The sequence below is a fragment of the Variovorax boronicumulans NBRC 103145 genome (assembly GCF_001591345.1).
Classification (GTDB): domain Bacteria; phylum Pseudomonadota; class Gammaproteobacteria; order Burkholderiales; family Burkholderiaceae_C; genus Variovorax; species Variovorax boronicumulans.
Window position 1 is genome coordinate 1 of record NZ_BCUS01000055.1, and the last position, 21,403, is coordinate 21,403.

Here is a 21,403-nt window from a genome sequence, read left to right on the forward strand (position 1 = left end):
CGGTCCACAGGCCGACGCGGCGCGGCCGGCGGCCCAGGCGGGTCGCCAGCGCGTCGCGCCAGTCGTCGGGCGGCGGATGCGCCACGACGTGCGCGACGGTGCGCCAGGGGGTTGCGACGTGGCTCATGCGGCGTTGCAATCCTTGAGCACCAGCGACGCATGCCCGCCGCCGAAGCCCACCACGTTGAGCAGGATGTGACGCAGCCGCGCCGGCGGCCCGTCGCTGAGCGCGATGCCGAGCGTCTCGTCGAGCGCATAGCCGACCGACGGCCAGGCGCCGCCTTCGATGCAGCCGACCAGCAGGGCCAGCTCCGCCGCCCCGGCCGCGCCGAGCGTGTGGCCGATCGCCGACTTGAGCGACACCAGCGGCGGCAGCGGGTCGAACACCTGCCGCAGCGCCTCGACCTCGATCGCGTCGTTGACCGGGCTGCCGGCGGCTTGCACCTTGATGAGGTCGATGTCCGCGGGCTGCAGGCCGCTGCGCGCCAGCGTGTCGCGGCACATCGCGCGCACCGCGCTCGCCTCGGTGCCCGAGGGGTTGCGGCCGTCGACCACGTTGGCGCCGCCCAGCAGCGCCCAACGCGCGGGTTGCGACCCGAGCCGCAGCGCCGCTACCGCTTCGCCGAGCACCAGCCCCTGGCGCCCCGCGCCGAAGGGCCGTGCGCTGTCGGGCGCCAGCAGTTGCATCGCGCCGAAGCCGGCCACGGTGAAGCGGTTGTCGAGTTCGGCGCCGATCACCAGTGCCTCGCGGGCCTCGCCTGCCCGCACCATGTCTGCGGCCGCCAGCATCGCGTTGAGCGCCGAGGTGCAGGCGGTCGAGACGGTGAAGACCGGGCCCTGCCAGTCGAGCGCGGCGGCGGCGATGTCGGCGAAATCCTGCAGGTCGCCGCTGAGCCGCGCGTCGTGCTGTGCGTGTTCCATGGCCCCGATGTCGAGCGACGAAGAGGCCACGAACAGCGGCCCCTCCCGGTCCAGCCCGTCGCCGGTCTGCGCGACCACGCGGCGCACCGTGTGCTGCACGCGCTGCGCCCAGTCACCGGGCGGCACCGCCAGCGTGTAGACCGGCCACTGCAGGCCTTCGGCCACCGTCACCGGCGTGGGCGGCACGCCACCGCGCCGCAATGCCGCGAGCGCCGACGGCACATCGTCGCCGAGCACGCAGGCCAGGCCCATGCCGGCCAGGTACACCGGACTCATGCCTTGCCCGCTTGCGCCAGGTGTTCCGCCAGGTGCGCGATGGAGGTCATGGCGCGGCGCGTGTCCTTGCTGTCGGGCATGCGCAGGCCGAAGTGCTGCTGGATCGCCATCGACACCTGCAGCGCGTCGAGCGAGTCGAGGTCCAGCCGCGCCTCGGGGCCGAACAGCGGCTCGTCGTCACCGAGGCCGCCGGGCGGCGCGTCTTTTTCGACAGCCTCGAGCACGAGGGCCTTGAGGCGGGCGATGAATTCAGGAGAAGAAACGGTGCTCGTCACGGTGCGCGCCTGCGAAACAGAAAGACAGCCACGAAAAACATGAGGGCCGCGAACGCCACCAGCCGGCCGACCTGCGGCAGCACCTCGGCCACGCCGCCGCCGCGCAGCAGCACGGTGAGCAACGCTTCGAGCCCCCAGTTCATGGGAGAGATTTCGACCATGCGCTGCATGAAGCCCGGCATGACGAACTTGGGCACCATGATGCCGCCCGCCGCCGCCATCAGCACATTCACCATCGGCCCGAGCGTGGCGGCCTGCGCATGGCTCTTCACGAGGCAGGCCACCGCCAGCGACAGGCTCACCGCCGCCAGGCTCACGGCCGCCAGCGACAGCAGCAGGCCGCCCCAGTGGATGCCCGCGAGCGAGAGCGCGTCGCCGCCGATCAGCGGCATGAACCAGATGCCCGCCGCCAGCATCAGCAGCGCCTGCAGCGCGTTCACGCCGAGGTAGGGCAAGGCCTTGGAGGCCAGCAGCATCGAACGCGACACGCCCAGGCTCTGCAGCCGGCCGAGCGCGCCCGAGCCGCGCTCCTGCACGAACAGGCTGGACAGCGAGGCGACCACGAAGAACATGCCGAACACCAGCCAGGCCGGCACGTTCTGCTGCACCGACGTGGGCCGCGGGCCGGCGGTGGCGAAGCGCTCGGCCTGCACCATCGCCTGGATGGACGCGTCAGGCGCGGGGCTGGCCGTGCCGGGCACCGCCAGCGCGAGTCGCGCCTTGAGTTCGCCCGAGGCGCCGATCAGCTCGGCGCGCAGCGCGTTGAACAGGTTGGCGTCGATGCCGGGCTCGGCGAGCAGGCGGATGTGGGCACGCGTGGAGAGCGCGGCCGATTCCAGTTCTTCCGACAGGCCCGGCTCCAGCACGATCACGTACTTGAGCGTGCCGCTGCGCAGCCGCGCCTGCCAGTCGGCGCCCAGCGGCTGCGGCGCGCCGTGGCTGCGCTGCCAGATCTGCAGCAGCCATCTGGCGGGCGTGCCGCTGTCGCGCGCATCGACCGCGTAGCTCAGTTCGGCCAGCGGCGGGCGGTAGATGTCCTTCAGCGTGAGCGACATCAGCACGATGAACACCATCGGCATCACGAACAGCACGGCCAGCCCGTGCATGTCGCGCACGAGGGCCAGCAGTTCCTTCTTGATGAGCGCGAAGAGCATGGCGTTCGGTCAGTCGCGCAGCGAACGGTGCGTGAGCGCCATGAACAGCTGCTCGAGGTCGTGCCGGCCGAACTCGGCCTGGCGCACCTCGATGCCTTCGGCTTCGAGCGCGGCCAGCACGGGGCCGGGACCGGTGCCTGCGTTCAGGTGGATGCGCCAGTGCGCCGCGCCCTGCTCCACCGTGCCGAAACGCGAGAGCCTCTGCGCGTCGAGCCCGTCGGCGGCCAGGGTCAGCAGCATCGCGCTTTGCGACAGCAGCGCGTCGAGCGGACCTTCGCGCAGCACGCGGCCCTGGTCGAGGATGGCCACGCGGTCGGCGATGGCCTCGATCTCTTCCATGTAGTGCGAGGCGTAGATCACCGCCGCGCCGGCCTGCGCCAGGCTCTTGATCGCATCGAGGATGAAGGCGCGCGACTGCGGATCGACGCCCACCGTCGGCTCGTCGAACAGCATCAGCTCGGGTTCGGGCAGCAAGGCGATCGCGAGGTTGAGCCGACGCTTCAAGCCGCCCGAGAGCCGCTCGGCGCGCACGCCCGCGAACTGTTCGAGCTGCGCGAACTGCGTGCAGGTGTCGATGCGCGCCTTCTTGCGCGCCCCCGAAAGTTTGCCGGCCGCGGCGAAGCAGGCCAGGTTCTCGGCCACGGTGAGCATCGGATAGAAGGCCTGGTCCTGCGGCGCCACGGCGATGCGCGTGGGCGCCTTCGCGCGCACCTGCTGCAGCGGCTGGCCGTCAATGCGGATGTCGCCCGACTGCACCGCGAGCGCGCCCGACAGGTGCGAGATCAGCGTGGTCTTGCCGGCGCCGTTCGGGCCCAGCAAACCCAGCACGCAACCGCGCGGCACGGCGAGCGACACGTCGGCCAGCGCGGCCTTGTCAGCGTGCGGGTAGCGGTAGCCGAGCTGATGAAGCTCCAGCATCGGCCCACCGCCGGGCCGCCCCAAGGCGGGCCGAGCCTCCCCCTCGGGGGGTGGCGAAGCACACGCAGTGGCAAGCCGGGGGGCTCCCATCTCAGGCAACAGCGGCCTTGAGGTCGCGGAAGAAGGTTTCCTCTTGCTGCGCCTGCTCGCGCAGCTTGCCCGCCAGCGCCACCGGATCGACCGGCTCGCGGCCCTTCACCATGCGCGCTGCCTTGAGCGCGAACGCGCGCCAGCCGTCGCCGATGGCGATCAGGCGTTCGGACATCTGCGTGAGCTGCGGCTTGTCGAGCAGCTGCGCGGCCTCCTGCAGGAAGCCCGCGTAGATGAAGCGAAAGCCCGCCCCGCCCGTGCCGATTTCTTCCTGCATGCGCACCAGGTGGCCGATGAAGTCGACGCTGCGCGGATCGCTGGGCGACAGCTTCTGCATGCGCTTGGCCAGCGTGCGCATGCCGCGCACGCCGACGATGGGAATGGGCGCGAGCATGTTGCGCACGGTCTTGCGGATGGCCTGGGTCACCGAGGCGGCGTCGACCGCCTTGCGCTCGATGGCCTGCGGGTAGTACATGAGGCCCTTGGGCGCCAGCACGCCCTTGGCGAAGCGCGCGCGCGACAGGTCTTCGCTCGCGCAGCGCACGGGCTCCTCGAACACGGGGTCGCTGATCAGGTAGTCGTCGCCGTCCTTGCCGTAGACCAGCAGGTTGTGCGCGTTGAAGTGAAAGCGCATGTTCGGCGGAAAGTACGGCAGCCAGTAGACCGAGGTCTGCAGGCCCACGAGCTGGCCGTCGGCCAGCAGCGCGTCCAGCCGCTGCTGCCCGGCCTGCGGGCTGCGGAAGGTCTCGAAACGAAAGCGCGCGGCCATCGGTGCCAGCAAGCCCTTGATGATGGCCTTGGGCGGCATGCGGTACGAGATGAGCGGCAGGCCCGACAGCTTGATGAACGGCAGGTAGGCGAACGACAGCGCCGACGACAACCCCAGCGCCATCGCCTCGCTCATCGGCGCGCCGTGGTGGCGCATGAGGCTGGAGATGACGCCGCTTTCGCAGTGCGCCGCCTGTTGGTGTTGGAAGTTCACGGCAGGCCTTGCAGGGTGGAAACGGGCAGCCCCAGCGCCTGGCCGTAGCGGGCGAGCTGGGCCGGCGACAGCGCGGCGAAATGGCGCGGCTGCAGGTGGCGGCGCACGCGCCATTGCCAGAAGCCGCTGGTCTGCGAGAGCAGCGCCACGTCCATGCGGCGCTCGTACATCCAGTACTCGAGCGGCGAGGCCAGCCCGGCCTTCACGCGCGCCTTGGCCTCCTGCGCCTGTTCGACCAGCACGTCGACCGCGTGGCTGGTGACGATCTCTTCCGCCTCCCAGCCCTTCGAGGTGGTGGTGACGACGCGGCCCTGCGCGTCGCGGGCGTACATCAGCTTGGAATGGCCGGCGAGGGTCGCGTTGCCCTCTTGGGGCACGGCATCGAGGTCCATGGCTACACCGCCTCCAGGTAGATGAAGCCGCTCGAGAAGCGGCCGCTTTCCGGGACGAACATCAGGAGCTTCTGGCCCGGCTTGATACGCCCCGAGCGGAACAGCTCGTCGAGCATGATGTACGGCGAGGCCGAGCCCGTGTTGCCCTTGGTCGCGAGGTTGCTGAACCAGCGCTCACGCGGAATCGGCAGGCCCAGCGCGGCCAGGCTTGCGGCCACGGGCTCGACGAAATAGTGCGACGACAGGTGTGGCAGGAACCAGTCGATGTCGTCGGTCTTGAGCCCGCGCCGTTCGATGATGGCGGCCAGCGGCTCGGCCAGCGTGGCGCGCACGATGTTGTCGTTGAGCAGGCGCACGTCCTGCTTGACGGCGAAGGTCGAGTCGCGCTGCCAGTCGGCCGGCGAGGTGCGGGCCCAGCCGTCGAGGCCGCCCTGCTCGTTCTTGTCGGCGCCGGCGTACATGCACACCGGCAGCTCGTGCGCCGCCGACGACAGCTCGATCCACTCGACGCGCAGCGACAGCGGCCCGCGCGGCTCGCGCTCCAGCAGCACCGCGCCGGCGCCGTCGGACAGCATCCAGCGCAGGAAGTCTTTCTCGAAGGCGATCTCGGGGCGCGCTTCGAGCGCTTCGAGCTTGTGCTCGAGCTCGGCTTCGAAGTTGATGCCGCGCATCACGGCCGAGGCCAGCTCGGAGCCCGTGGCGACCGCACGCCGCGCATCGCCTGCACGCACCGACAGCCACGCATGCTTGAGCGCCGCCGCGCCGGCCAGGCAGATGCCGGCGCAGGCCACCACCTCGAGCCGGGGCCAGCCCAGTTCGCCGTGCACCATCACCGCGTGGTTGGGCATGAGCTGGTCGGGCAGCGAGGTGCCGGTGGCCAGGCAGTCGACCGGGCCGATGTCGTCGCCCAGCGCGCGGATAGCCGCGGCGGTGAGCTGTGCGTTGGTCATGGCCAGCTGGCCGGTGGCGCGGTCGATGGCGTAGTGGCGCGACTGGATGCCGTTGCTGCGCAGGATGAGGCGTCGCGCACGCGACACCTTGCCGCCGATGCGGCCCAACACTTCTTCGATGTCTTCGTTGCTGACCGGAGAAAAAGGCAGGAAGGCAGCGGTGCGGGTCAGGAAAACATCAGTCGTCATAGAGAGGGAGCCGGTCCGTGGCAGAGCCCGACGGGCGCTCGAATTGAGCCGTCATTTTAGTCAGCCACCCTCGGAACAACGGCCGCAGCAGGGCCTGCAGCGTCAGGCTCACCGGCACGACGGTGACGATCAGTGCCAGCAGAAACAGCACGTACAGCAAGAGCAGCGGCTTGCGCACCGCCGCGCCCGGCCCGCCGGCCGCCATGATCAGCTTGCCCCAGAGGTAGAAGCTGCGCGTGCCGGCCTTCTCGCTGATGAGCAACCGCGCCTGGGCGCGCACCGCGCCCAGCCCGGCCAGCAAGGGCGCATCGCCCTGCTCGCGGCCTGCGTGCAATGCGTCGCGCAGGGCCCGGCCGAAGCGGCCGCAGCCGCGGATCTGTTCCTCGCTCAGGCCCGCGTCGGGCATGCCCCAGAAGCCGCGCTTGCGGCCCCAGATGAGCCAGGCCGGCGTGGTGAAGAAGGTGGCGAGCGTGGGGCCCGGGTCGGTGAGCACCACGTTGTCGATCAGGCGCGCGCCGGTGGCGGCGAGCAGGCCCTTGAGCTTTTCGTGGGCCAGCAGCCACATGTTGCGGCAGGCAATGACCGTGACCACGGGTTTTCCCTTGAGCAGCCGCGCCGCCACGGGGTGCTGTAGGAAGGCCACGACCGGCTGCGCGGGGGCCAGGAACCAGACCTGGTACGGCAGGATGACGAGGTCGAAGTCTTCATCGCCCGTGAGCGTCAGCGGCGCCAGCGGGCCCGGCTTCAGGTGGGCCGACTCGGGGAACGCGTCGAAGAAGGTCAGGAACGGCCAGGGAAAGGGAAAACGCTGCAGCGGCCGCAGCGTCTCCACACGCAGTTCGACGCCCGGGTCGGCGCGCAGCGGCGCAGCGATCTGCCCGGCCACGCGGTCGAGTTGCCCGGTCTGCGAGTACTGGATCAGCAGGACGCGTTTGACACGCGCGCTCGGGGTGGCAGGAGGGCTGGCGGTGGGGCTGGAAGAACTTGGATTCACTGGCGGGCCGTGGCGGGGGCCGTCGAATGTAAGCGAACCTTTTCAAAGGTGCATCTGCCATAGGTCATGGCGTCGCGTGAATCCGACGAACCAGGGCGCCAGAAAGCGAAAAAGGGCCGCACCTCGCGGCGCGGCCCTTGTTTGCAATTGCTGCTGGCGAAGCGCCGGTCAGCGCACCTTGCCGGCCTTCCAGGCGCTCAGCAGCTTGTTGTAGTCGATGGTCTCGCCCTTGGGCTTCTCGTTGGCCAGCTTCTTCCACGGGGCGTGCTGGTCGCTGAGCCACTTGTTCGGGTCGCCCTTGGCGTTGAGCTTGGGCGCGCAGTGGGCCATGCCGGCGCGTTGCAGGCGGCCCATCACGTTGTCCATCTCGTCGGCCAGGTTGTCCATGGCCTTCTGCGGGGTCTTCTCGCCCGTGACGGCCTCGGCCACGTTCTTCCACCACAGCTGCGCCAGCTTGGGGTAGTCGGGCACGTTGGTGCCGGTGGGCGTCCATGCCACGCGGGCCGGGCTGCGGTAGAACTCGACCAGGCCGCCCAGCTTGGGCGCCATGTCGGTCATGGCCTTGCTCTGGATGTCCGATTCGCGGATCGGGGTCAGGCCCACGATGGTCTTCTTGAGCGAGACGCTCTTGGAGGTCACGAACTGGGCGTAGAGCCAGGCGGCGGCGGTCTTGTTGGCGTCATGGCCGTTGAAGAACGACCACGAACCCACGTCCTGGTAGCCGTTCTGCATGCCCTGCTTCCAGTACGGGCCGTTCGGGCCGGGCGCCATGCGCCACTTGGGCGTGCCGTCCTCGTTCACCACGGGCAGGCCCTTCTTGGTCATGTCGGCGGTGAAGGCCGTGTACCAGAAGATCTGCTGGGCGATCTGGCCCTGCGCGGGCACCGGGCCGGCTTCGCCGAAGGTCATGCCCATGGCTTCCTTGGGCGCGTACTTCTTCATCCAGTCGATGTACTTGGTGAGCGCGTACACGGCGGCCGGCGAGTTGGTCGCACCGCCGCGCGACACGGCCGCGCCCACGGGCGTGCACTTGTCGTCGGCCACGCGGATGCCCCACTCGTCGATCGGCATGCCGTTGGGGGTGCCGATGTCGGCGGTGCCGGCCATCGAGAGCCACGCATCGGTGAAGCGCCAGCCCAGCGACGGGTCCTTCTTGCCGTAGTCCATGTGGCCGTAGATCGGCTTGCCGTCGATGGTCTTCACGTCGACGCTGAAGAACTCGGCGATGTCCTCGTAGGCGCTCCAGTTCAGCGGCACGCCCAGGTCGTAGCCGTACTTGGCCTTGAACTTGTCCTTCAGGTCCTTGCGATCGAACAGGTCGGCGCGGAACCAGTACAGGTTGGCGAACTGCTGGTCGGGCAGCTGGTAGAGCTTGCCGTCGGGCGCGGTGGTGAACTTGGTGCCGATGAAGTCCTTGATGTCGAGCCCGGGGTTGGTGTACTCCTTGCCCGCACCGGCCATGTAGTCGGTGAGGTTCATCATCTTGCCGTAGCGGTAGTGCGTGCCGATGAGGTCGGAGTCGGAAATCCAGCCGTCGTAGATCGACTTGCCCGACTGCATCGAGGTCTGCAGCTTCTCGACCACGTCGCCTTCCTGGATCAGGTCGTGCTTGACCTTGATGCCGGTGATTTCCTCGAAGGCCTTGGCCAGCGTCTTCGACTCGTATTCATGCGTGGTGATGGTCTCCGACACCACCGAGATTTCCTTGACGCCCTTGGCCTGCAGCTTCTTGGCCGCGTCGATGAACCACTTCATCTCGGCCGCCTGCTGGTCCTTGCTCAGGGTCGACGGCTGGAACTCGCTGTCAATCCATTTCTTGGCTTCGGGCTCTGCGGCCCATGCGCCGTGCGCGGCGACCATCGCCGCCGCCATTGCCAATGCCGTGTAGCGCATCTTCATGAATGTGTCTCCTCGGTTGTGCTTCCCCGGTTTTTTCATCGCGGCTCCGGGGAGGCGGAGAGCCGGACGCGTTGACGAAATCGGTGGGCCTAGCCTTTGCGCATCACGAGCGCGAGCACGAACATCGACAGCACGAAGCCGATCCAGATCGAGGGCTCGGCCTCCAGGCTCAGCCACTCCTGCACCTTGCCGGCCAGGCCGACGAAGATCAGGTTGACGTAGGCCGCGGACAAGAGGCCGATGAAGAGCCGATCGCCGCGCGTGGTGGCAATGGGCAGCCAGCCGCGCCGCATCGTGGTGGGCGACTTGAATTCCCACACGGTCATGCCGACCAGCATGAGCGCGATGCAGCTGAAGAAAACGGCCACCGGGGTGGTCCAGACCATCCAGTCGAACATCTCTCGGTCTCCTTAGACGCGGCCCATCGCGAAACCCTTCGCGATGTAGTGGCGGACAAACCAGATCACGATCGCGCCCGGCACGATGGTGAGCACACCGGCCGCGGCCAGCGTCGCCCAGTCCATGCCCGAGGCGCTCACCGTGCGCGTCATCGTCGCCACGATGGGCTTGGCGTTCACGCTCGTGAGCGTGCGCGCCAGCAGCAGCTCGACCCAGCTGAACATGAAGCAGAAGAACGCCGCCACACCCACGCCGGCCTTGATGAGCGGCAGGAAGATGGTGAGGAAGAAGCGCGGGAACGAGTAGCCGTCGATGTACGCCGTCTCGTCGATCTCACGCGGGATGCCGCTCATGAAGCCTTCGAGAATCCACACCGCCAGCGGCACGTTGAACAGCAGGTGCGCCAGCGCCACGCCCAGGTGCGTGTCCATGAGGCCGACGGTGCTGTACAGCTGGAAGAACGGCAGCAGGAACACCGCGGGCGGCGTCATGCGGTTGGTCAGCAGCCAGAAGAACACGTGCTTGTCGCCCAGGAACGAATAGCGCGAGAACGCATAGGCCGCCGGCAGCGCCACGGTGAGCGAGATCACCGTGTTGATCGCCACGTAGATCAGGCTGTTGATGTAGCCCGAGTACCAGGACTCGTCGGTGAAGATGCGCGCGTAGTTGGCCCAGGTGAGCTGCTGCGGGAAGAACGAGAAGCTCGACAGGATCTCCTCGTTCGTCTTGAAGCTCATGTTGACCATCCAGTAGATGGGCAGCAGCGCGAACAGGATGTACAGCAGCAAAAAGATGCTGCGCTTGTGGAATCTCTTTTCGTTCATTGTTCTTTCTCCACCTCTTGCGTGCCCACCCGCTGCATCCAGTTGTAGAGCACGAAGCAGAACAACAGAATGATCAGGAAATAGATCAGCGAGAACGCAGCCGCCGGCCCGAGGTCGAACTGCCCCACGGCCTTCTGCGTGAGGTACTGGCTCAGGAAGGTGGTCGCGTTGCCCGGTCCGCCGCCCGTCAGCACGAAGGGCTCGGTGTAGATCATGAAGCTGTCCATGAAGCGCAGCAGCACCGCGATCATCAGCACGCCGCGCATCTTGGGCAGCTGGATGTAGCGGAACACCGCGAACTTGCTGGCGCCGTCGATGCGCGCGGCCTGGTAGTACGCATCGGGAATCGAGCGCAGGCCGGCGTAGCAGAGCAAGGCCACCAGCGGCGTCCAGTGCCACACGTCCATCACCAGCACCGTGAGCCAGGCGTCGGTCGCACTGCCGGTGTAGTTGTATTCGATGCCCATGACCTGCAGCGCGTGGCCCAAGAGGCCGATGTCGGCACGGCCGTAGATCTGCCAGATGGTGCCCACCACGTTCCATGGAATGAGCAGCGACAGCGCCACCACCACCAGCACCGCCGACGACTTCCAGCCCGTGGCCGGCATCGACAGCGCGAGCGCGATGCCCAGCGGAATCTCCACCAGCAGCACCGACAGCGAGAAGCCCAGCTGGCGCCACAGCGCCTGGTGCAGCTCGTCGTCGCGCATCACGGCGGCGAACCATTCGGTGCCGACGAACACGCGCCGGTCGGGCGAGATGATGTCCTGCACCGAGTAGTTGACCACCGTCATCAACGGCACGATGGCCGAGAAGGCCACGCAGATCAGCACGGGCAGCACGAGCCACCACGCCTTCTGGTTGATCGGCTTGTTGGTGGGGTTCATGCGACCAGTTCCTCGTCCTTGTAGTAGCAGGTGTGGGTGTCGAGCACCCGCAGCCACACCGTGTCGCCCACCGAGGGCGGCTGTTCGTCCGAATGCATGCGCACCTTGACCACGCCGCCGTCGACCTCGGCGCTGAGCATCGCGTGCGTGCCGACGTCCTGCACCTGCTTCACCACCGCCGGCACGGCGCCGGCCGCGCCCGCATTCGACAGGCGCAGGTACTCGGGCCGGATGCCGATCTTGAGCGCGCCGGGCGGCAGCTCGCGCGTGGGCACCAGCGGCGTGCCCGCCACTTCGAGTGCGCCGTTGGCGCTGTGGGCCGACAAAAAGTTCATGCCCGGCGAGCCGATGAAATGGCCGACGAAGGTGTGGGCCGGCCGCTCGAACAGCGCCTCGGCGCTGCCCACCTGCACGGCCTTGCCGCGCGTCATGACCACCACCTCTTCGGCAAAGGTGAGCGCCTCGACCTGGTCGTGCGTCACGTAGATCAGCGTGAGCTTGAGCTCGCGGTGGATCTGCTTGAGCTTGCGGCGCAGCTGCCACTTCAGGTGCGGGTCGATCACGGTGAGCGGTTCGTCGAACAGCACCGCCGACACGTCGCTGCGCACCAGGCCGCGGCCCAGCGAGATCTTCTGCTTGGCGTCGGCCGCCAGACCCGCGGCGCGCTGGTTGAGCTGACCGCTCATGTCGAGCATTTCGGCGATCTCGCCGACGCGCTTCTTGATCTGGTCTTCGGGCACCTTGCGGTTGCGCAGCGGGAACGCCAGGTTCTCGGCCACGGTCATGGTGTCGTAGATCACCGGGAACTGGAACACCTGCGCGATGTTGCGTTCCTGCGGCGTGGCGCGCGTCATGTCGCGGCCGTCGAAGCTCACGCTGCCCTGCGAAGGCACGAGCAGGCCCGAGATGATGTTGAGCATGGTCGTCTTGCCGCAGCCCGAGGGGCCGAGCAAGGCATACGCGCCGCCGTCGCGGAAGCTCATCTTCAGCGGGAGCAGCGCATAGTCGCTGTCCTGCGTGGGGTTGGCGCGGTAGGCGTGGGCCAGGTCGAGATCGATGCGTGCCATCTCAGTTTCCTTTGCGCCATGCCGGCGCGAGCGCCAGCTTTTCGCTGGCATCGAACACATAGGCTTGTGATGCGCTGAAGTACAGCGTAATCGAAGCGCCCAGCTCGAAGCGGTGCACGCCGGTGAGCTGCGCCACCAGTTCGCCCACCGCGGTATCGACGTGCACGAAGGTGTCGGAGCCCGAGATCTCGGCCAGCTCCACCTTGCCGGGCAAGGCGATGTCGCCCTCCCCCGCGTTCACGTTCAAGGCACTCGCGCGCAGGCCGACGGTGACCGCGCCCGACACGCTGTCAGGCAGTGCCAGCGTCAGCGCGGGCCCGCCCGCGAGTTGCACGCGGCCGGCCGCAGCCGTGCCCGCCAGCAGGTTCATCGGCGGATCGCTGAAGGCGCGCGCCACGCGCAGCGACTGCGGCGCGTGGAACACCTCGGCGGTCGGGCCGTACTGCAGCAGCTCGCCGGCGTCCATCACGGCCGTGTAGCCGCCCAGCAGCAGCGCTTCGCCGGGCTCGGTGGTGGCGTAGATGACGGTCGAGTCGCCGGTGGCGAAGAGCTGCGTGAGTTCTTCGCGCAGGCCTTCGCGCAATTTGTAGTCGAGGTTGACCAGCGGCTCGTCGAGCAGCATCAGCGGTGCGTTCTTGGCGAGCGCGCGCGCCAGCGCCACGCGCTGCTGCTGGCCGCCCGACAGCTCCTGCGGATAGCGGTCGAGGAACATGCCGATGTGCAGCTTGTCGGCCAGCGCCTTCACCCGCGCGTCGATGTTCGACTCGCCGCGCAGCTTCAGCGGCGAGGCGATGTTGTCGGCCACCTTGAGCGAGGGGTAGTTGATGAACTGCTGGTAGACCATCGCGACATTGCGCTCGCGCACCGGCGTGCCGGTGACGTCCTTGCCGTCGACCAGCACACGCCCGGTGCTGGGCGTGTCGAGCCCGGCCATGAGGCGCATCAGGCTGGTCTTGCCGGCCTGCGTGGCGCCGAGCAGCACGGTCACCGCGCCGCTTTTCGGCGCAATGCTCTGCTCGTAGAGCCAGGTTTGCGCGCCGACCTTCTTGGTGACGCGCTCCAGAGTCAGCTGCATCAGCTCACCTCCACTTCCACGGTGTCGTTGTTGTTCTTTGCGTTGGCCTGCAGCCAGATCGCCACCTGCTCGCGCTCGGCGGGCGTGTAGTGCAGGCCGAGCTTGGTGCGGCGCCAGAGCACGTCGTCCGAGCTCACGGCCCATTCGCGCGCCTGCAAGAAGCGCAGCTCGCGCTCGTACAGGCCGGGCGCCACCTCGGCGCCCATGTCGGCCAGCGACTGCGCCTCGCCGACCAGTTCGGCCACGCGCGCGCCGTAGCCGCGCGCCAGCCGCAGCGCGACCTGGGCGTCGAGCCAGGGGTACTTGGCCTGCACGGCGGCGACGAAGCGGCTGAAGTCGTCGTCGGGGCGCTTGGGTGCGCCGATCCAGGCCGACAGGTCACCGCCGGCCAGGAAGGCGCCGTCGGTCCAGGCCGGGCGTTGCGCGGGCGACTGGCCCAGCATGCGGCCCACTTCGTCGGCCGCGTCCTCGGCCAGCTTGCGGAAGGTGGTGATCTTGCCGCCCCACACCGACAGCAGCGGCGCGGCGGTGGTGTTCGACTCGAGCAGGTAGTCGCGCGTGACGGCCGAGGGGTCGCCCGAGGCGTCGTCCAGCAGCGGGCGCACGCCCGAGTAGGTCCAGACCACGTCGGCCGGCACGATGGCCTTGTCGAAGTAGCGGCTGGCCTGGGTGCACAGGTAGTCGATTTCTTCCTGCGCGATGCGCGCGGCGCCGGGGTCGTCGCCGCTGATCTCGATGTCGGTCGTGCCGATCAGCGTGAACGCGCCCTGGTAGGGGATGGCGAAGATGATCCGCTTGTCGGGGTTCTGGAAGATGTAGGCGTGGTCGTGGTCGAACAGGCGCGGCACGATGATGTGGCTGCCCTTCACGAGCCGCAGGCTCTTGGTGGCCAGCGCCTCGCCGCGCGCCGACTGGGCCACGCCGCGCAGGAAGGATTCGGCCCAGGGGCCGGCCGCGTTCACCACGGCGCGTGCGCGCACGGTGCGGTGCGCGCCATCGGGGCCTTCGAGCGTCGCGACCCAGCCGTCGGCGCCGCGCTGCGCATGGATGCAGCGCGTGCGCGTGAGCACTTCGGCGCCCTTCGAGCGCGCGTCGATGGCATTGAGCACCACCAGCCGCGCGTCGTCGACCCAGCCGTCGGAGTACACGAAGCCGCGCTTGTACTGCGCCTTGAGCGGTGCGCCGGCCGGGTGCTGGCGCAGGTCGATGCCGCGCGACGGCGGCAGTACCTCGCGCTTGGCCAGGTGGTCGTACATGAACAGGCCGATGCGGATCATCCAGGCCGGGCGCATCGAGGGGTCGTGCGGCATCACGAAGCGCAGCGGCCACATGATGTGCGGCGCGCTCTTGAGCAGCACCTCGCGCTCCTGCAGCGCCTTGCGCACCAGCGAGAACTCGTAGTACTCGAGGTAGCGCAGCCCGCCGTGGATCAGCTTGGTGGAAGACGACGAGGTGTGCGAGGCCAGGTCGTCCTTCTCGCACAGGACCACGCGCCAGCCCCGGCCGGCCAGGTCGCGCGCAATGCCGCAGCCGTTGATGCCACCGCCGACGATCAGCACATCGCAATCGGTGGCGGGTTCGGCCGCTGGAGAGGAGAAATCGGTCACAGGCTGGAGGTCCGTAGGTTCGTGACTTTTGTCAGCAAAGGCCGAGATTGTATTTTCGCATTTTTTCATTTGGATTCCTTTTGGCGCGATTTTCCTCCGAGTTTTCCCTTACTCGGCTTCGTTTTCTTTCGTTTTAAAGTGACGCGGCCTGTACCCTCGACCCCAGTCTTTCCGCTTTCCACGACGCCTCTGTGAACTCCAACCCGCGCCAGATCAACCTCCTCGACACCGTGCGCGCGCGCGGTTCGGTCACCGTCGAACAGCTCGCCGACATGCTGGGCGTCACGCTGCAGACCGTGCGGCGCGACGTGCAGCGGCTGGCCGATGCGGGCTTGCTCACGCGTTTCCACGGCGGCGTGCGCGTGCCGAGTTCGACCACCGAGAACATCGGCTACCAGCAGCGCGAAACGCTCAACGCCGACGGCAAAGCGCGCATTGCGCGCCGCGTGGCCGAGCTGGTGCCCAACGACTGTTCGCTGATCCTGAACATCGGCACCACCACCGAAGCCATCGCCAAGGCGCTGATGCGCCACACGGGCCTGCGCGTGATCACCAACAACCTGAACGTGGCGACCATCCTGAGTGGCAACACGGCCTGCGAAGTGATCGTGGCCGGCGGCTCCGTGCGCCCGCGCGACCGCGCCGTGGTGGGCGAAGCCACCATCGACTTCATCCGCCAGTTCAAGGTCGACATCGCACTCATCGGCGTGTCGAGCATCGAGGCCGACGGCTCGCTGCGCGACTTCGACCTGCGCGAGGTGAAGGTCGCGCAGACCATCATTGCCCAGGCGCGCGAGGTGTGGCTGGCGGCCGACGCGAGCAAGTTCAACCGGCCGGCCATGATCCAGCTGGGCACGCTCTCGCAGATCGACCGCCTGTTCACCGACGCCGCGCCGCCGCCGCCCTTCCCCGACCTGCTGCATGCCGCGCAGGTGCGCCTCGAGATCGCGCGCGACAACTGAACCCCATCAGACTCATCGAATGACCACCTACCTGCTTGCCCTGGACCAGGGCACCTCCAGCTCGCGCAGCATCGTGTTCGACCGCGAAGGCCGCATCGTCGCCATCGCCCAGAAGGAACTCACGCAGATCTACCCGCAGCCCGGCTGGGTCGAGCACGACCCGATGGAAATCTGGCGCAGCCAGCTGGCCACCGCGCGCGAGGTGCTGGCCAAGGCGAAGCTGCAGCCCGCCGACATCCACGCCATCGGCATCACCAACCAGCGCGAGACCACCGTGCTGTGGAACCGCGTCACCGGCCAGCCCGTGCACCACGCCATCGTCTGGCAGGACCGCCGCGCCGAGCCGCTGTGCGCGCAGCTGCGCGAGCAGGGCCTGAGCGACACCATCCGCGAGAAGACCGGGCTGGTGATCGACGCGTATTTCTCGGGCACCAAGCTGCGCTGGCTGCTCGACAACGTGCCCGGCGCGCGCGCCCAGGCCGAGCGCGGCGAACTGGCCTTCGGCACCGTCGACAGCTGGCTCATGTGGCAGCTCACCGGCGGCCAGGTGCACGTGACCGACGTGAGCAACGCCTCGCGCACCATGCTCTTCAACGTGCACACGAACGAATGGGACGCCGACCTGCTGAAGGCGCTGGACATCCCCGCCGCGCTGATGCCGAAGGTGCAGCCCTCGAGCTCGCACTTCGCCGACACCGACGCCGCGCTGCTGGGCCATGCGCTGCCCATCGGCGGCGTGGCCGGCGACCAGCAGAGCGCCCTCTTCGGCCAGGCCTGCTTCGAGGCCGGCATGGCCAAGAACACCTACGGCACCGGCTGCTTTTTGCTGATGCACACGGGCGGCGCGTTCCAGCCCTCGCACAACGGCCTGCTCGTGACCAGCGCCGCGCAGGTCGACGCGACCCCGCAGTACGCGATGGAAGGCAGCGTGTTCGTCGGCGGCGCCGTGGTGCAGTGGCTGCGTGACGGCCTCAAGGCCATCAAGGGCAGCGCCGAAGTGCAGTCGCTCGCCGAGAGCGTGCCCGACGCGGGCGGCGTGATGATGGTGCCGGCCTTCACCGGCCTGGGCGCGCCCTACTGGGACGCGGACGCGCGCGGCACGATCACCGGGCTCACGCGCGGCACCACGGTCGCGCACATCGCGCGCGCCGCGCTGGAGAGCATCGCCTACCAGAGCGCCGCGCTGCTGCAGGCCATGAGCCGCGACGCCGTGGCCGCGGGCGGCAAGCCCGTGGCCGAGCTGCGCGTGGACGGCGGCGCGAGCGTGAACGACCTGCTGATGCAGTTCCAGGCCGACCTGCTGGGCATTCCGGTGGTGCGGCCCGAGGTGGTCGAGACCACCGCGCTGGGCGCGGCCTACCTGGCGGGACTGTCGACCGGCGTCTACACCGACGCGCGCCAGCTCTCGAAGCTGTGGAAGGTGGAGCGCCGCTTCATGCCGACCATGGGCCGTGCGCAGGCCGAGGAATCGATGGCGCGCTGGGAGCGCGCGGTGCGCCAGGCGACCGCGACCTGAGCGCCCTCGGTTTCACCAGCCCCAGAGGGAGCGCTTCAGCACCCAGCCGGTGGTGCCGCCTTCGTGGCGCACCTTCACCCAGTCGCCGCGGCGCTCGAGGGTGCGCAGCACGTCGCCGTACACGGCCTTCTTCACGACCGGGCTGCGCGCGCCGGGTGCGCGGCGCAGTTGCGCGGTCTTCGCCTTCACGACGTGGTGCGGCGTCTTGCTCGTCATCGAACGGAAGACCCAGGCCTTGTCGTTCTCGAAGTCGGTGACGCGCAGCCAGTCGCCCTTGCGGCCGATCACGCGCAGCGGATAGCCCCGGCTCACCGTCCAGTGCGCCTCGGCACGCTGGCTGGGGGCGGTGCGCATGTTCAGCGTCTTGACCGCGACACTGACCATCTGCGGCTGCGCGGCAAAGGCGGACGGCAGCAGCATCCACGAGAAGAAGAAGGCGAGCAGGAGCGCGGGCAGTCGGCGGCTGAATCGGGCCATGGGGCGAGGGTTCCTTTCGAGAAGACACGGGAGGTCCGGCAAATGCCGGTCGAAGCCCCCTCTGGGACGCTGAGCGCCAATAAGTTCCGCGGGGATATCCCTGAGCCGCACTCCAAAGACCCCGCGGGGGTCGGGACACTGGCCGCGTCGCGGCAGGGTGCGGGGCAGAATTCGGCCGCCCTCGACTCCCCCGCGCCGCGCTTGACACATCCCGCCATCGACGCCCCGCGTCCTCCCTCCAGCGCCCTGCTGGCCTGCGGCGTGGTCGGCGCGACGCTGCTGGCGCTGATCGCCCTGGGCCACGACGGCCGCCGCATCGCCCAGCTCGCGGTGCTTGCCGCGCCGCCCGTGCTCTGGCTGCTGTGGCCGCTGCACAGCGCGCGCCTGCGGCGCTGGCGCACGGCGCTGGTGTGGCTCTGGGTCATGGGCTTCGGCCTGGACGCCGTGGTCCGCGCCTACCTGCTCGACACCTACCAGGCCGCGCCCGACAGCGCCATGGTGCTGGGCGCGGCGGCCAACACCAACGCACGAGAAAGCGCCGAGTACCTCAGCATGCACTGGCGCTCCGCCGTCGTCTGGTCCGCCGCGCTCGTGGCGGCAGGCGTGCTGGCAGGCCTGTTCGCGCGGCGCGGCGCCACGGCGCCACGTGCACGTCGGCCGTTCTGGGCGCGCTCGCTGCTGCTGCTGATCCTGCTCGCGGCCTGCGTGGCCTATGTGAGCAAGCCCTGGCGCCGGCTGCACCCGGTCGTCTTCTGGACCCAGTGGTCGCAGTCGCTGCAGGACCAGCGCGCCGCCTGGGCCGGCCAGGAAAAAACCCGCGATGCACAGATGGCCCAGGCGCGGCAGATCGCACCGGTGTTCTCGCGCGAAGGGCCGTCGACGGTGGTGCTCGTCATCACCGACAGCATCAACCGCGACAACATGGGCCTGTACGGCTACGGCCGCCCGACCACGCCGCGCCTGCAGGCGCACAAGGCCCAGGAAGGCGACCGCATGGCCGTGCTGCGCAACGCATGGTCGGTCGACGCAAGCACCCTGCCCGCGCTGCGCAACATGTTCCATTTCGGGCAGCCGGCCAACGGGAACAGAGGGAACGGCGAGAGCCCGCCCCACCTGCTGGCCCTGGCGCGCGCCGCCGGCTACAAGGTCTGGTGGATCAGCAACCACGACGACCTGGCCATCGAGCAGGAGCACGCGCGCTATGCCGACGTGGTCGACATGGTGAACCGCACGCCGGGCCGCGCCAGCGCCTCGCTCGACGGCGAGATCCTCGACTGCGTGCAGGAAGCCTTCGCCGACACCAGCACCGAGCGCAAGCTCATCGTGGTCCACCTGATGGGCGCGCACCCGCACTACAGCCTGCGCTTTCCCGAGAACGCCAACCCCTTCGACGACAGCGTCGACGCGGTCGAGAACGGCCTCGTGAAGGACGGCCGCTCGGCCTGGGTGCGCCACTTCCGCCAGGAGTACGACGCGGCCCTGCTGTACCACGACTTCGTGGTGTCGGAACTGCTGCAGCAGACCCGCAGCACCGGCAAGCCGGACGACTACCGCGCCTGGATGTACCTGTCGGATCACGGCCAGGAAGTCGGCCACGGCAGCGACCGCGCAGGCCACAGCCCCGCGACCGCCTCGGGCTACCGCATCCCGGCCGTCGTCTGGCGCAACCGCGAGCCGCTGCCCACCGGCGCCGCCACGCAGCAGCCCTTTCGCGCGGACTGGGCCGGCTGGAGCCTGATGGACCTGCTGGGCATCCGCTGGAGCGGACAGAAGGCCGAGCGCAATGTGCTGGGCGACAGCTACCAGTGGCAGGCGCCGGAGATTCCGGTGGTGGTGGAGTCGTTCTCGAAGTAGCGGGAAGTCAGCGATCGGCCACCGGCCGCACCGCGTGGGTGGCCTCGGCCGCCTCATTCTGGCCGATCCATGCATTGCTGAAGTCCACGGCATAGAAGTGCTGCGCGGCCTCGCTGCCCGAGCCCGACCAGAACTTGCGCAGCGGCGTATCGGGAAAGCGCGCGCTGTCGATGGTAGGAACGGAGGTTTCGCGGGCGCACCACCGGGGCACGGTGACGGGCTCCCGCTCGGGACTCAGCTCGAGCGTGAAGGTCTCGTCGACCAGGCCATGGTCGCAACGCCGCAGCGCCGCCAGCTCCACGATGGTCGGCAGCCGCCATTGCGAGATGCCCTCATGGCCCTTGGCGTTGAGTGCCTGCACGCGCTCCTGCGCGTCCATCAAGCTCAGGGCTTCGGCCTCGCCGACGCAACGGCCACCTTGCCAGGTCTGCCCCAGGGCGCAGCGCAGCCAGCGCAATCCGGTGGCGGCATCGACGACGACGGCCGTCGACGCCTGGGGCGAGGAGGCTTGTTTTGTCGGCGGTGCGGACTGGTCGCAGCCGGCGAGCAGCACTGCGGCCGCCCAGGCGGCGGCCCTCCACTTGCCATTGCAGGCAAGCGTTGATTTCTTCTTCATGGAAACTCCCTGCGGTCAGCAACTTGGATCGAGATCGAACTCGAATGCTACCGCCGGGTGCGCGAGGTCCCGGGGCCGGCCCGGGCCCGCAGGACGTCGATTCGATGCGTCGTCAGTGCGCCGGCACCAGGAAGTCCTGGCTGATGCGCCCGCCCAGCTCGTTCACCCGGTCGAGGAACTGCGTGAGGTAGGCGTGCAAACCCGTCGCCAGGATCTCGTCGACGCGTGCGTACTGCAGGTCGGCCAGCAGCTTGCCGGCGCGGCGCTGGGTTTCGGCGCTCTGCTCGTTCTGCACTTTGGCGAGGTTGTTGACCACCTCGACCAGGCTGGCGTGCAGCGAGCGCGGCATGTCGGCGCGAAGAATGAGCAGCTCGGCCACGCGCTCGGGCTTGATCACGTCGCGGTACACCTTGCGGTAGACCTCGAAGGCCGAGACGCTGCGCAGGATCGCGCTCCAGTGATAGAAGTCGTACTCCTGGTCTTCCTCGGTGGCGGCGCCGAAGAACTCGCTGTTGAGCGCGTGGAACTTCACATCGACCAGGCGCGCCGTATTGTCGGCACGCTCCAAAAAGGTGCCAAGGCGCGAGAAGTAGAACGCCTCATCCTGGAGCATGGTGCCCAGCGTGACGCCGCGCGACAGGTGCGAGCGGAACTTGACCCACTCGAAGAACTGGCCCGGGTCGCGCTCGAAATCGCCGGCGCGCAGCATGCGGTTCACTTCGAGCCAGGTGGTGTTCTGCGTTTCCCAGGCCTCGGTGGTGAGCGCGCCGCGCACGGCACGCGCGTTCTCGCGCGCGGCCTTCAGGCAGGAGACGATCGACGACGGATTGCTCTCGTCCTTGACCATGAACTCCATGACTTCGTTGGGCGTGATCTGGTCGTACTTCTTGCTGTACCAGGGCAGCAATTCGCTGATCGAGAGCACGCCCTGCCAGCCGTACTTGGCGACCTCGGCCGACTGCGGCAGCAGCGAGGTCTGGTAGTTGACGTCGAGCATGCGCGCCGTGTTCTCGGCGCGCTCGGTGTAGCGCGACATCCAGTAGAGGTGGTCTGCGGTGCGGGACAGCATCGTTTGTGCT

21 protein-coding genes are annotated in these 21,403 nt (G+C 68.6%); 3 read left to right on the forward strand and 18 right to left on the reverse strand.

Annotated elements, in window-relative coordinates; genetic code table 11:
* Positions 1-123: 123 nt before the first annotated feature.
* From VBO01S_RS16930 to glpD, 15 genes are all read right to left on the reverse strand, one after another.
* Positions 124-1,197 carry a beta-ketoacyl synthase N-terminal-like domain-containing protein gene (locus tag VBO01S_RS16930; protein WP_062476708.1) on the reverse strand — a complete coding sequence of 358 codons (1,074 nt, stop codon included), beginning with the start codon at positions 1,195-1,197 and terminating at the stop codon, positions 124-126.
* Complete coding sequence (locus VBO01S_RS16935; RefSeq protein ID WP_062476711.1) at positions 1,194-1,472, reverse strand: acyl carrier protein; 279 nt, start codon at positions 1,470-1,472, stop codon at positions 1,194-1,196. Before VBO01S_RS16935 ends, VBO01S_RS16930 begins: the two co-directional genes overlap by 4 nt.
* Positions 1,469-2,626: an ABC transporter permease gene (locus VBO01S_RS16940; RefSeq protein WP_062476714.1), complete on the reverse strand. Its 1,158-nt coding sequence runs from the start codon at positions 2,624-2,626 to the stop codon at positions 1,469-1,471. The genes VBO01S_RS16935 and VBO01S_RS16940 overlap by 4 nt, the downstream gene beginning before the upstream one ends.
* A gap of 9 nt (positions 2,627-2,635) precedes the next feature.
* The gene (locus VBO01S_RS16945) at positions 2,636-3,544 is read right to left on the reverse strand and encodes an ABC transporter ATP-binding protein (protein WP_062476717.1); all 909 of its coding nucleotides are present in this window, start codon (positions 3,542-3,544) and stop codon (positions 2,636-2,638) included.
* Positions 3,545-3,635: 91 nt separating this feature from the next.
* Positions 3,636-4,616: a BtrH-related acyltransferase DarH gene (darH, locus tag VBO01S_RS16950; protein ID WP_062476720.1), complete on the reverse strand. Its 981-nt coding sequence runs from the start codon at positions 4,614-4,616 to the stop codon at positions 3,636-3,638.
* Positions 4,613-5,008, reverse strand: coding sequence for a DarG family dialkylresorcinol biosynthesis protein (locus VBO01S_RS16955; RefSeq protein WP_062476723.1), 396 nt, complete (start codon positions 5,006-5,008; stop codon positions 4,613-4,615). Before VBO01S_RS16955 ends, darH begins: the two co-directional genes overlap by 4 nt.
* 2 nt (positions 5,009-5,010) lie before the next feature.
* Positions 5,011-6,147: a beta-ketoacyl-ACP synthase III gene (locus tag VBO01S_RS16960; RefSeq protein ID WP_062476726.1), complete on the reverse strand. Its 1,137-nt coding sequence runs from the start codon at positions 6,145-6,147 to the stop codon at positions 5,011-5,013.
* Positions 6,137-7,141 carry a dialkylrecorsinol condensing enzyme gene (locus VBO01S_RS16965; protein ID WP_255221137.1) on the reverse strand — a complete coding sequence of 335 codons (1,005 nt, stop codon included), beginning with the start codon at positions 7,139-7,141 and terminating at the stop codon, positions 6,137-6,139. The genes VBO01S_RS16960 and VBO01S_RS16965 overlap by 11 nt, the downstream gene beginning before the upstream one ends.
* Before the next feature lie 168 nt (positions 7,142-7,309).
* A complete protein-coding gene (locus VBO01S_RS16970) occupies positions 7,310-9,040 on the reverse strand; it encodes an ABC transporter substrate-binding protein (RefSeq protein WP_062476729.1) in 1,731 nt (576 codons plus the stop codon).
* Positions 9,041-9,129: 89 nt separating this feature from the next.
* On the reverse strand, positions 9,130-9,438 hold the full coding sequence (locus VBO01S_RS16975) for a DUF2160 domain-containing protein (protein ID WP_062476731.1): 309 nt from the start codon (positions 9,436-9,438) through the stop codon (positions 9,130-9,132).
* A gap of 12 nt (positions 9,439-9,450) precedes the next feature.
* The gene (locus VBO01S_RS16980) at positions 9,451-10,263 is read right to left on the reverse strand and encodes a carbohydrate ABC transporter permease (protein WP_062476734.1); all 813 of its coding nucleotides are present in this window, start codon (positions 10,261-10,263) and stop codon (positions 9,451-9,453) included.
* Entirely contained in the window at positions 10,260-11,150 is an 891-nt protein-coding gene (locus VBO01S_RS16985) for a carbohydrate ABC transporter permease (protein WP_062476737.1), read from the reverse strand. The genes VBO01S_RS16980 and VBO01S_RS16985 overlap by 4 nt, the downstream gene beginning before the upstream one ends.
* Positions 11,147-12,217 (reverse strand): ABC transporter ATP-binding protein, encoded by a 1,071-nt coding sequence (locus tag VBO01S_RS16990; RefSeq protein ID WP_062476739.1) that lies wholly within the window; start codon positions 12,215-12,217, stop codon positions 11,147-11,149. The genes VBO01S_RS16985 and VBO01S_RS16990 overlap by 4 nt, the downstream gene beginning before the upstream one ends.
* A gap of 1 nt (position 12,218) precedes the next feature.
* Entirely contained in the window at positions 12,219-13,292 is a 1,074-nt protein-coding gene (locus VBO01S_RS16995; protein ID WP_062476742.1) for an ABC transporter ATP-binding protein, read from the reverse strand.
* Entirely contained in the window at positions 13,292-14,968 is a 1,677-nt protein-coding gene (gene glpD, locus VBO01S_RS17000) for a glycerol-3-phosphate dehydrogenase (RefSeq protein ID WP_062476745.1), read from the reverse strand. Before glpD ends, VBO01S_RS16995 begins: the two co-directional genes overlap by 1 nt.
* A gap of 122 nt (positions 14,969-15,090) precedes the next feature.
* On the opposite strand from glpD, the gene VBO01S_RS17005 reads away from it, so the two are divergent.
* Positions 15,091-15,861, forward strand: a complete 771-nt coding sequence (locus VBO01S_RS17005; RefSeq protein ID WP_062476748.1) for a DeoR/GlpR family DNA-binding transcription regulator — start codon at positions 15,091-15,093, stop codon at positions 15,859-15,861.
* A 19-nt stretch (positions 15,862-15,880) separates the two neighbouring features.
* The gene (gene glpK, locus VBO01S_RS17010) at positions 15,881-17,377 is read left to right on the forward strand and encodes a glycerol kinase GlpK (RefSeq protein ID WP_062476751.1); all 1,497 of its coding nucleotides are present in this window, start codon (positions 15,881-15,883) and stop codon (positions 17,375-17,377) included.
* 12 nt (positions 17,378-17,389) lie between these two features.
* Here glpK and VBO01S_RS17015 read toward each other — a convergent pair whose 3' ends face one another.
* The gene (locus tag VBO01S_RS17015) at positions 17,390-17,854 is read right to left on the reverse strand and encodes an SH3 domain-containing protein (protein ID WP_062476754.1); all 465 of its coding nucleotides are present in this window, start codon (positions 17,852-17,854) and stop codon (positions 17,390-17,392) included.
* A 201-nt stretch (positions 17,855-18,055) separates the two neighbouring features.
* On the opposite strand from VBO01S_RS17015, the gene VBO01S_RS17020 reads away from it, so the two are divergent.
* Positions 18,056-19,708 carry a sulfatase-like hydrolase/transferase gene (locus tag VBO01S_RS17020; RefSeq protein ID WP_370681212.1) on the forward strand — a complete coding sequence of 551 codons (1,653 nt, stop codon included), beginning with the start codon at positions 18,056-18,058 and terminating at the stop codon, positions 19,706-19,708.
* Positions 19,709-19,715: 7 nt separating this feature from the next.
* Here VBO01S_RS17020 and VBO01S_RS17025 read toward each other — a convergent pair whose 3' ends face one another.
* Together VBO01S_RS17025 and VBO01S_RS17030 are read right to left on the reverse strand one after the other, a co-directional pair.
* Positions 19,716-20,324: an Lcl C-terminal domain-containing protein gene (locus tag VBO01S_RS17025; protein WP_082818172.1), complete on the reverse strand. Its 609-nt coding sequence runs from the start codon at positions 20,322-20,324 to the stop codon at positions 19,716-19,718.
* A gap of 112 nt (positions 20,325-20,436) precedes the next feature.
* Positions 20,437-21,393 carry an alpha-E domain-containing protein gene (locus VBO01S_RS17030; RefSeq protein ID WP_062476763.1) on the reverse strand — a complete coding sequence of 319 codons (957 nt, stop codon included), beginning with the start codon at positions 21,391-21,393 and terminating at the stop codon, positions 20,437-20,439.
* Positions 21,394-21,403 lie beyond the last annotated feature (10 nt).

Excerpts from the sequence above, each read along its gene's own strand:
- glpD (WP_062476745.1), bottom strand. The coding sequence starts at position 14,968 with ATGAAAAAATGCGAAAATACAATCTCGGCCTTTGCTGACAAAAGTCAC.
- VBO01S_RS17025 (WP_082818172.1), bottom strand. The coding sequence starts at position 20,324 with ATGAAGAAGAAATCAACGCTTGCCTGCAATGGCAAGTGGAGGGCCGCC.
- VBO01S_RS16960 (WP_062476726.1), bottom strand. The coding sequence starts at position 6,147 with ATGACGACTGATGTTTTCCTGACCCGCACCGCTGCCTTCCTGCCTTTT.
- VBO01S_RS16930 (WP_062476708.1), bottom strand. The coding sequence starts at position 1,197 with ATGAGTCCGGTGTACCTGGCCGGCATGGGCCTGGCCTGCGTGCTCGGC.
- VBO01S_RS16955 (WP_062476723.1), bottom strand. The coding sequence starts at position 5,008 with ATGGACCTCGATGCCGTGCCCCAAGAGGGCAACGCGACCCTCGCCGGC.
- VBO01S_RS16980 (WP_062476734.1), bottom strand. The coding sequence starts at position 10,263 with ATGAACGAAAAGAGATTCCACAAGCGCAGCATCTTTTTGCTGCTGTAC.
- VBO01S_RS16940 (WP_062476714.1), bottom strand. The coding sequence starts at position 2,626 with ATGCTCTTCGCGCTCATCAAGAAGGAACTGCTGGCCCTCGTGCGCGAC.
- VBO01S_RS17030 (WP_062476763.1), bottom strand. The coding sequence starts at position 21,393 with ATGCTGTCCCGCACCGCAGACCACCTCTACTGGATGTCGCGCTACACC.
- VBO01S_RS16985 (WP_062476737.1), bottom strand. The coding sequence starts at position 11,150 with ATGAACCCCACCAACAAGCCGATCAACCAGAAGGCGTGGTGGCTCGTG.
- VBO01S_RS16990 (WP_062476739.1), bottom strand. The coding sequence starts at position 12,217 with ATGGCACGCATCGATCTCGACCTGGCCCACGCCTACCGCGCCAACCCC.
- VBO01S_RS17015 (WP_062476754.1), bottom strand. The coding sequence starts at position 17,854 with ATGGCCCGATTCAGCCGCCGACTGCCCGCGCTCCTGCTCGCCTTCTTC.
- glpK (WP_062476751.1), top strand. The coding sequence starts at position 15,881 with ATGACCACCTACCTGCTTGCCCTGGACCAGGGCACCTCCAGCTCGCGC.
- VBO01S_RS16975 (WP_062476731.1), bottom strand. The coding sequence starts at position 9,438 with ATGTTCGACTGGATGGTCTGGACCACCCCGGTGGCCGTTTTCTTCAGC.
- VBO01S_RS16970 (WP_062476729.1), bottom strand. The coding sequence starts at position 9,040 with ATGAAGATGCGCTACACGGCATTGGCAATGGCGGCGGCGATGGTCGCC.
- VBO01S_RS16945 (WP_062476717.1), bottom strand. The coding sequence starts at position 3,544 with ATGCTGGAGCTTCATCAGCTCGGCTACCGCTACCCGCACGCTGACAAG.
- VBO01S_RS16995 (WP_062476742.1), bottom strand. The coding sequence starts at position 13,292 with ATGCAGCTGACTCTGGAGCGCGTCACCAAGAAGGTCGGCGCGCAAACC.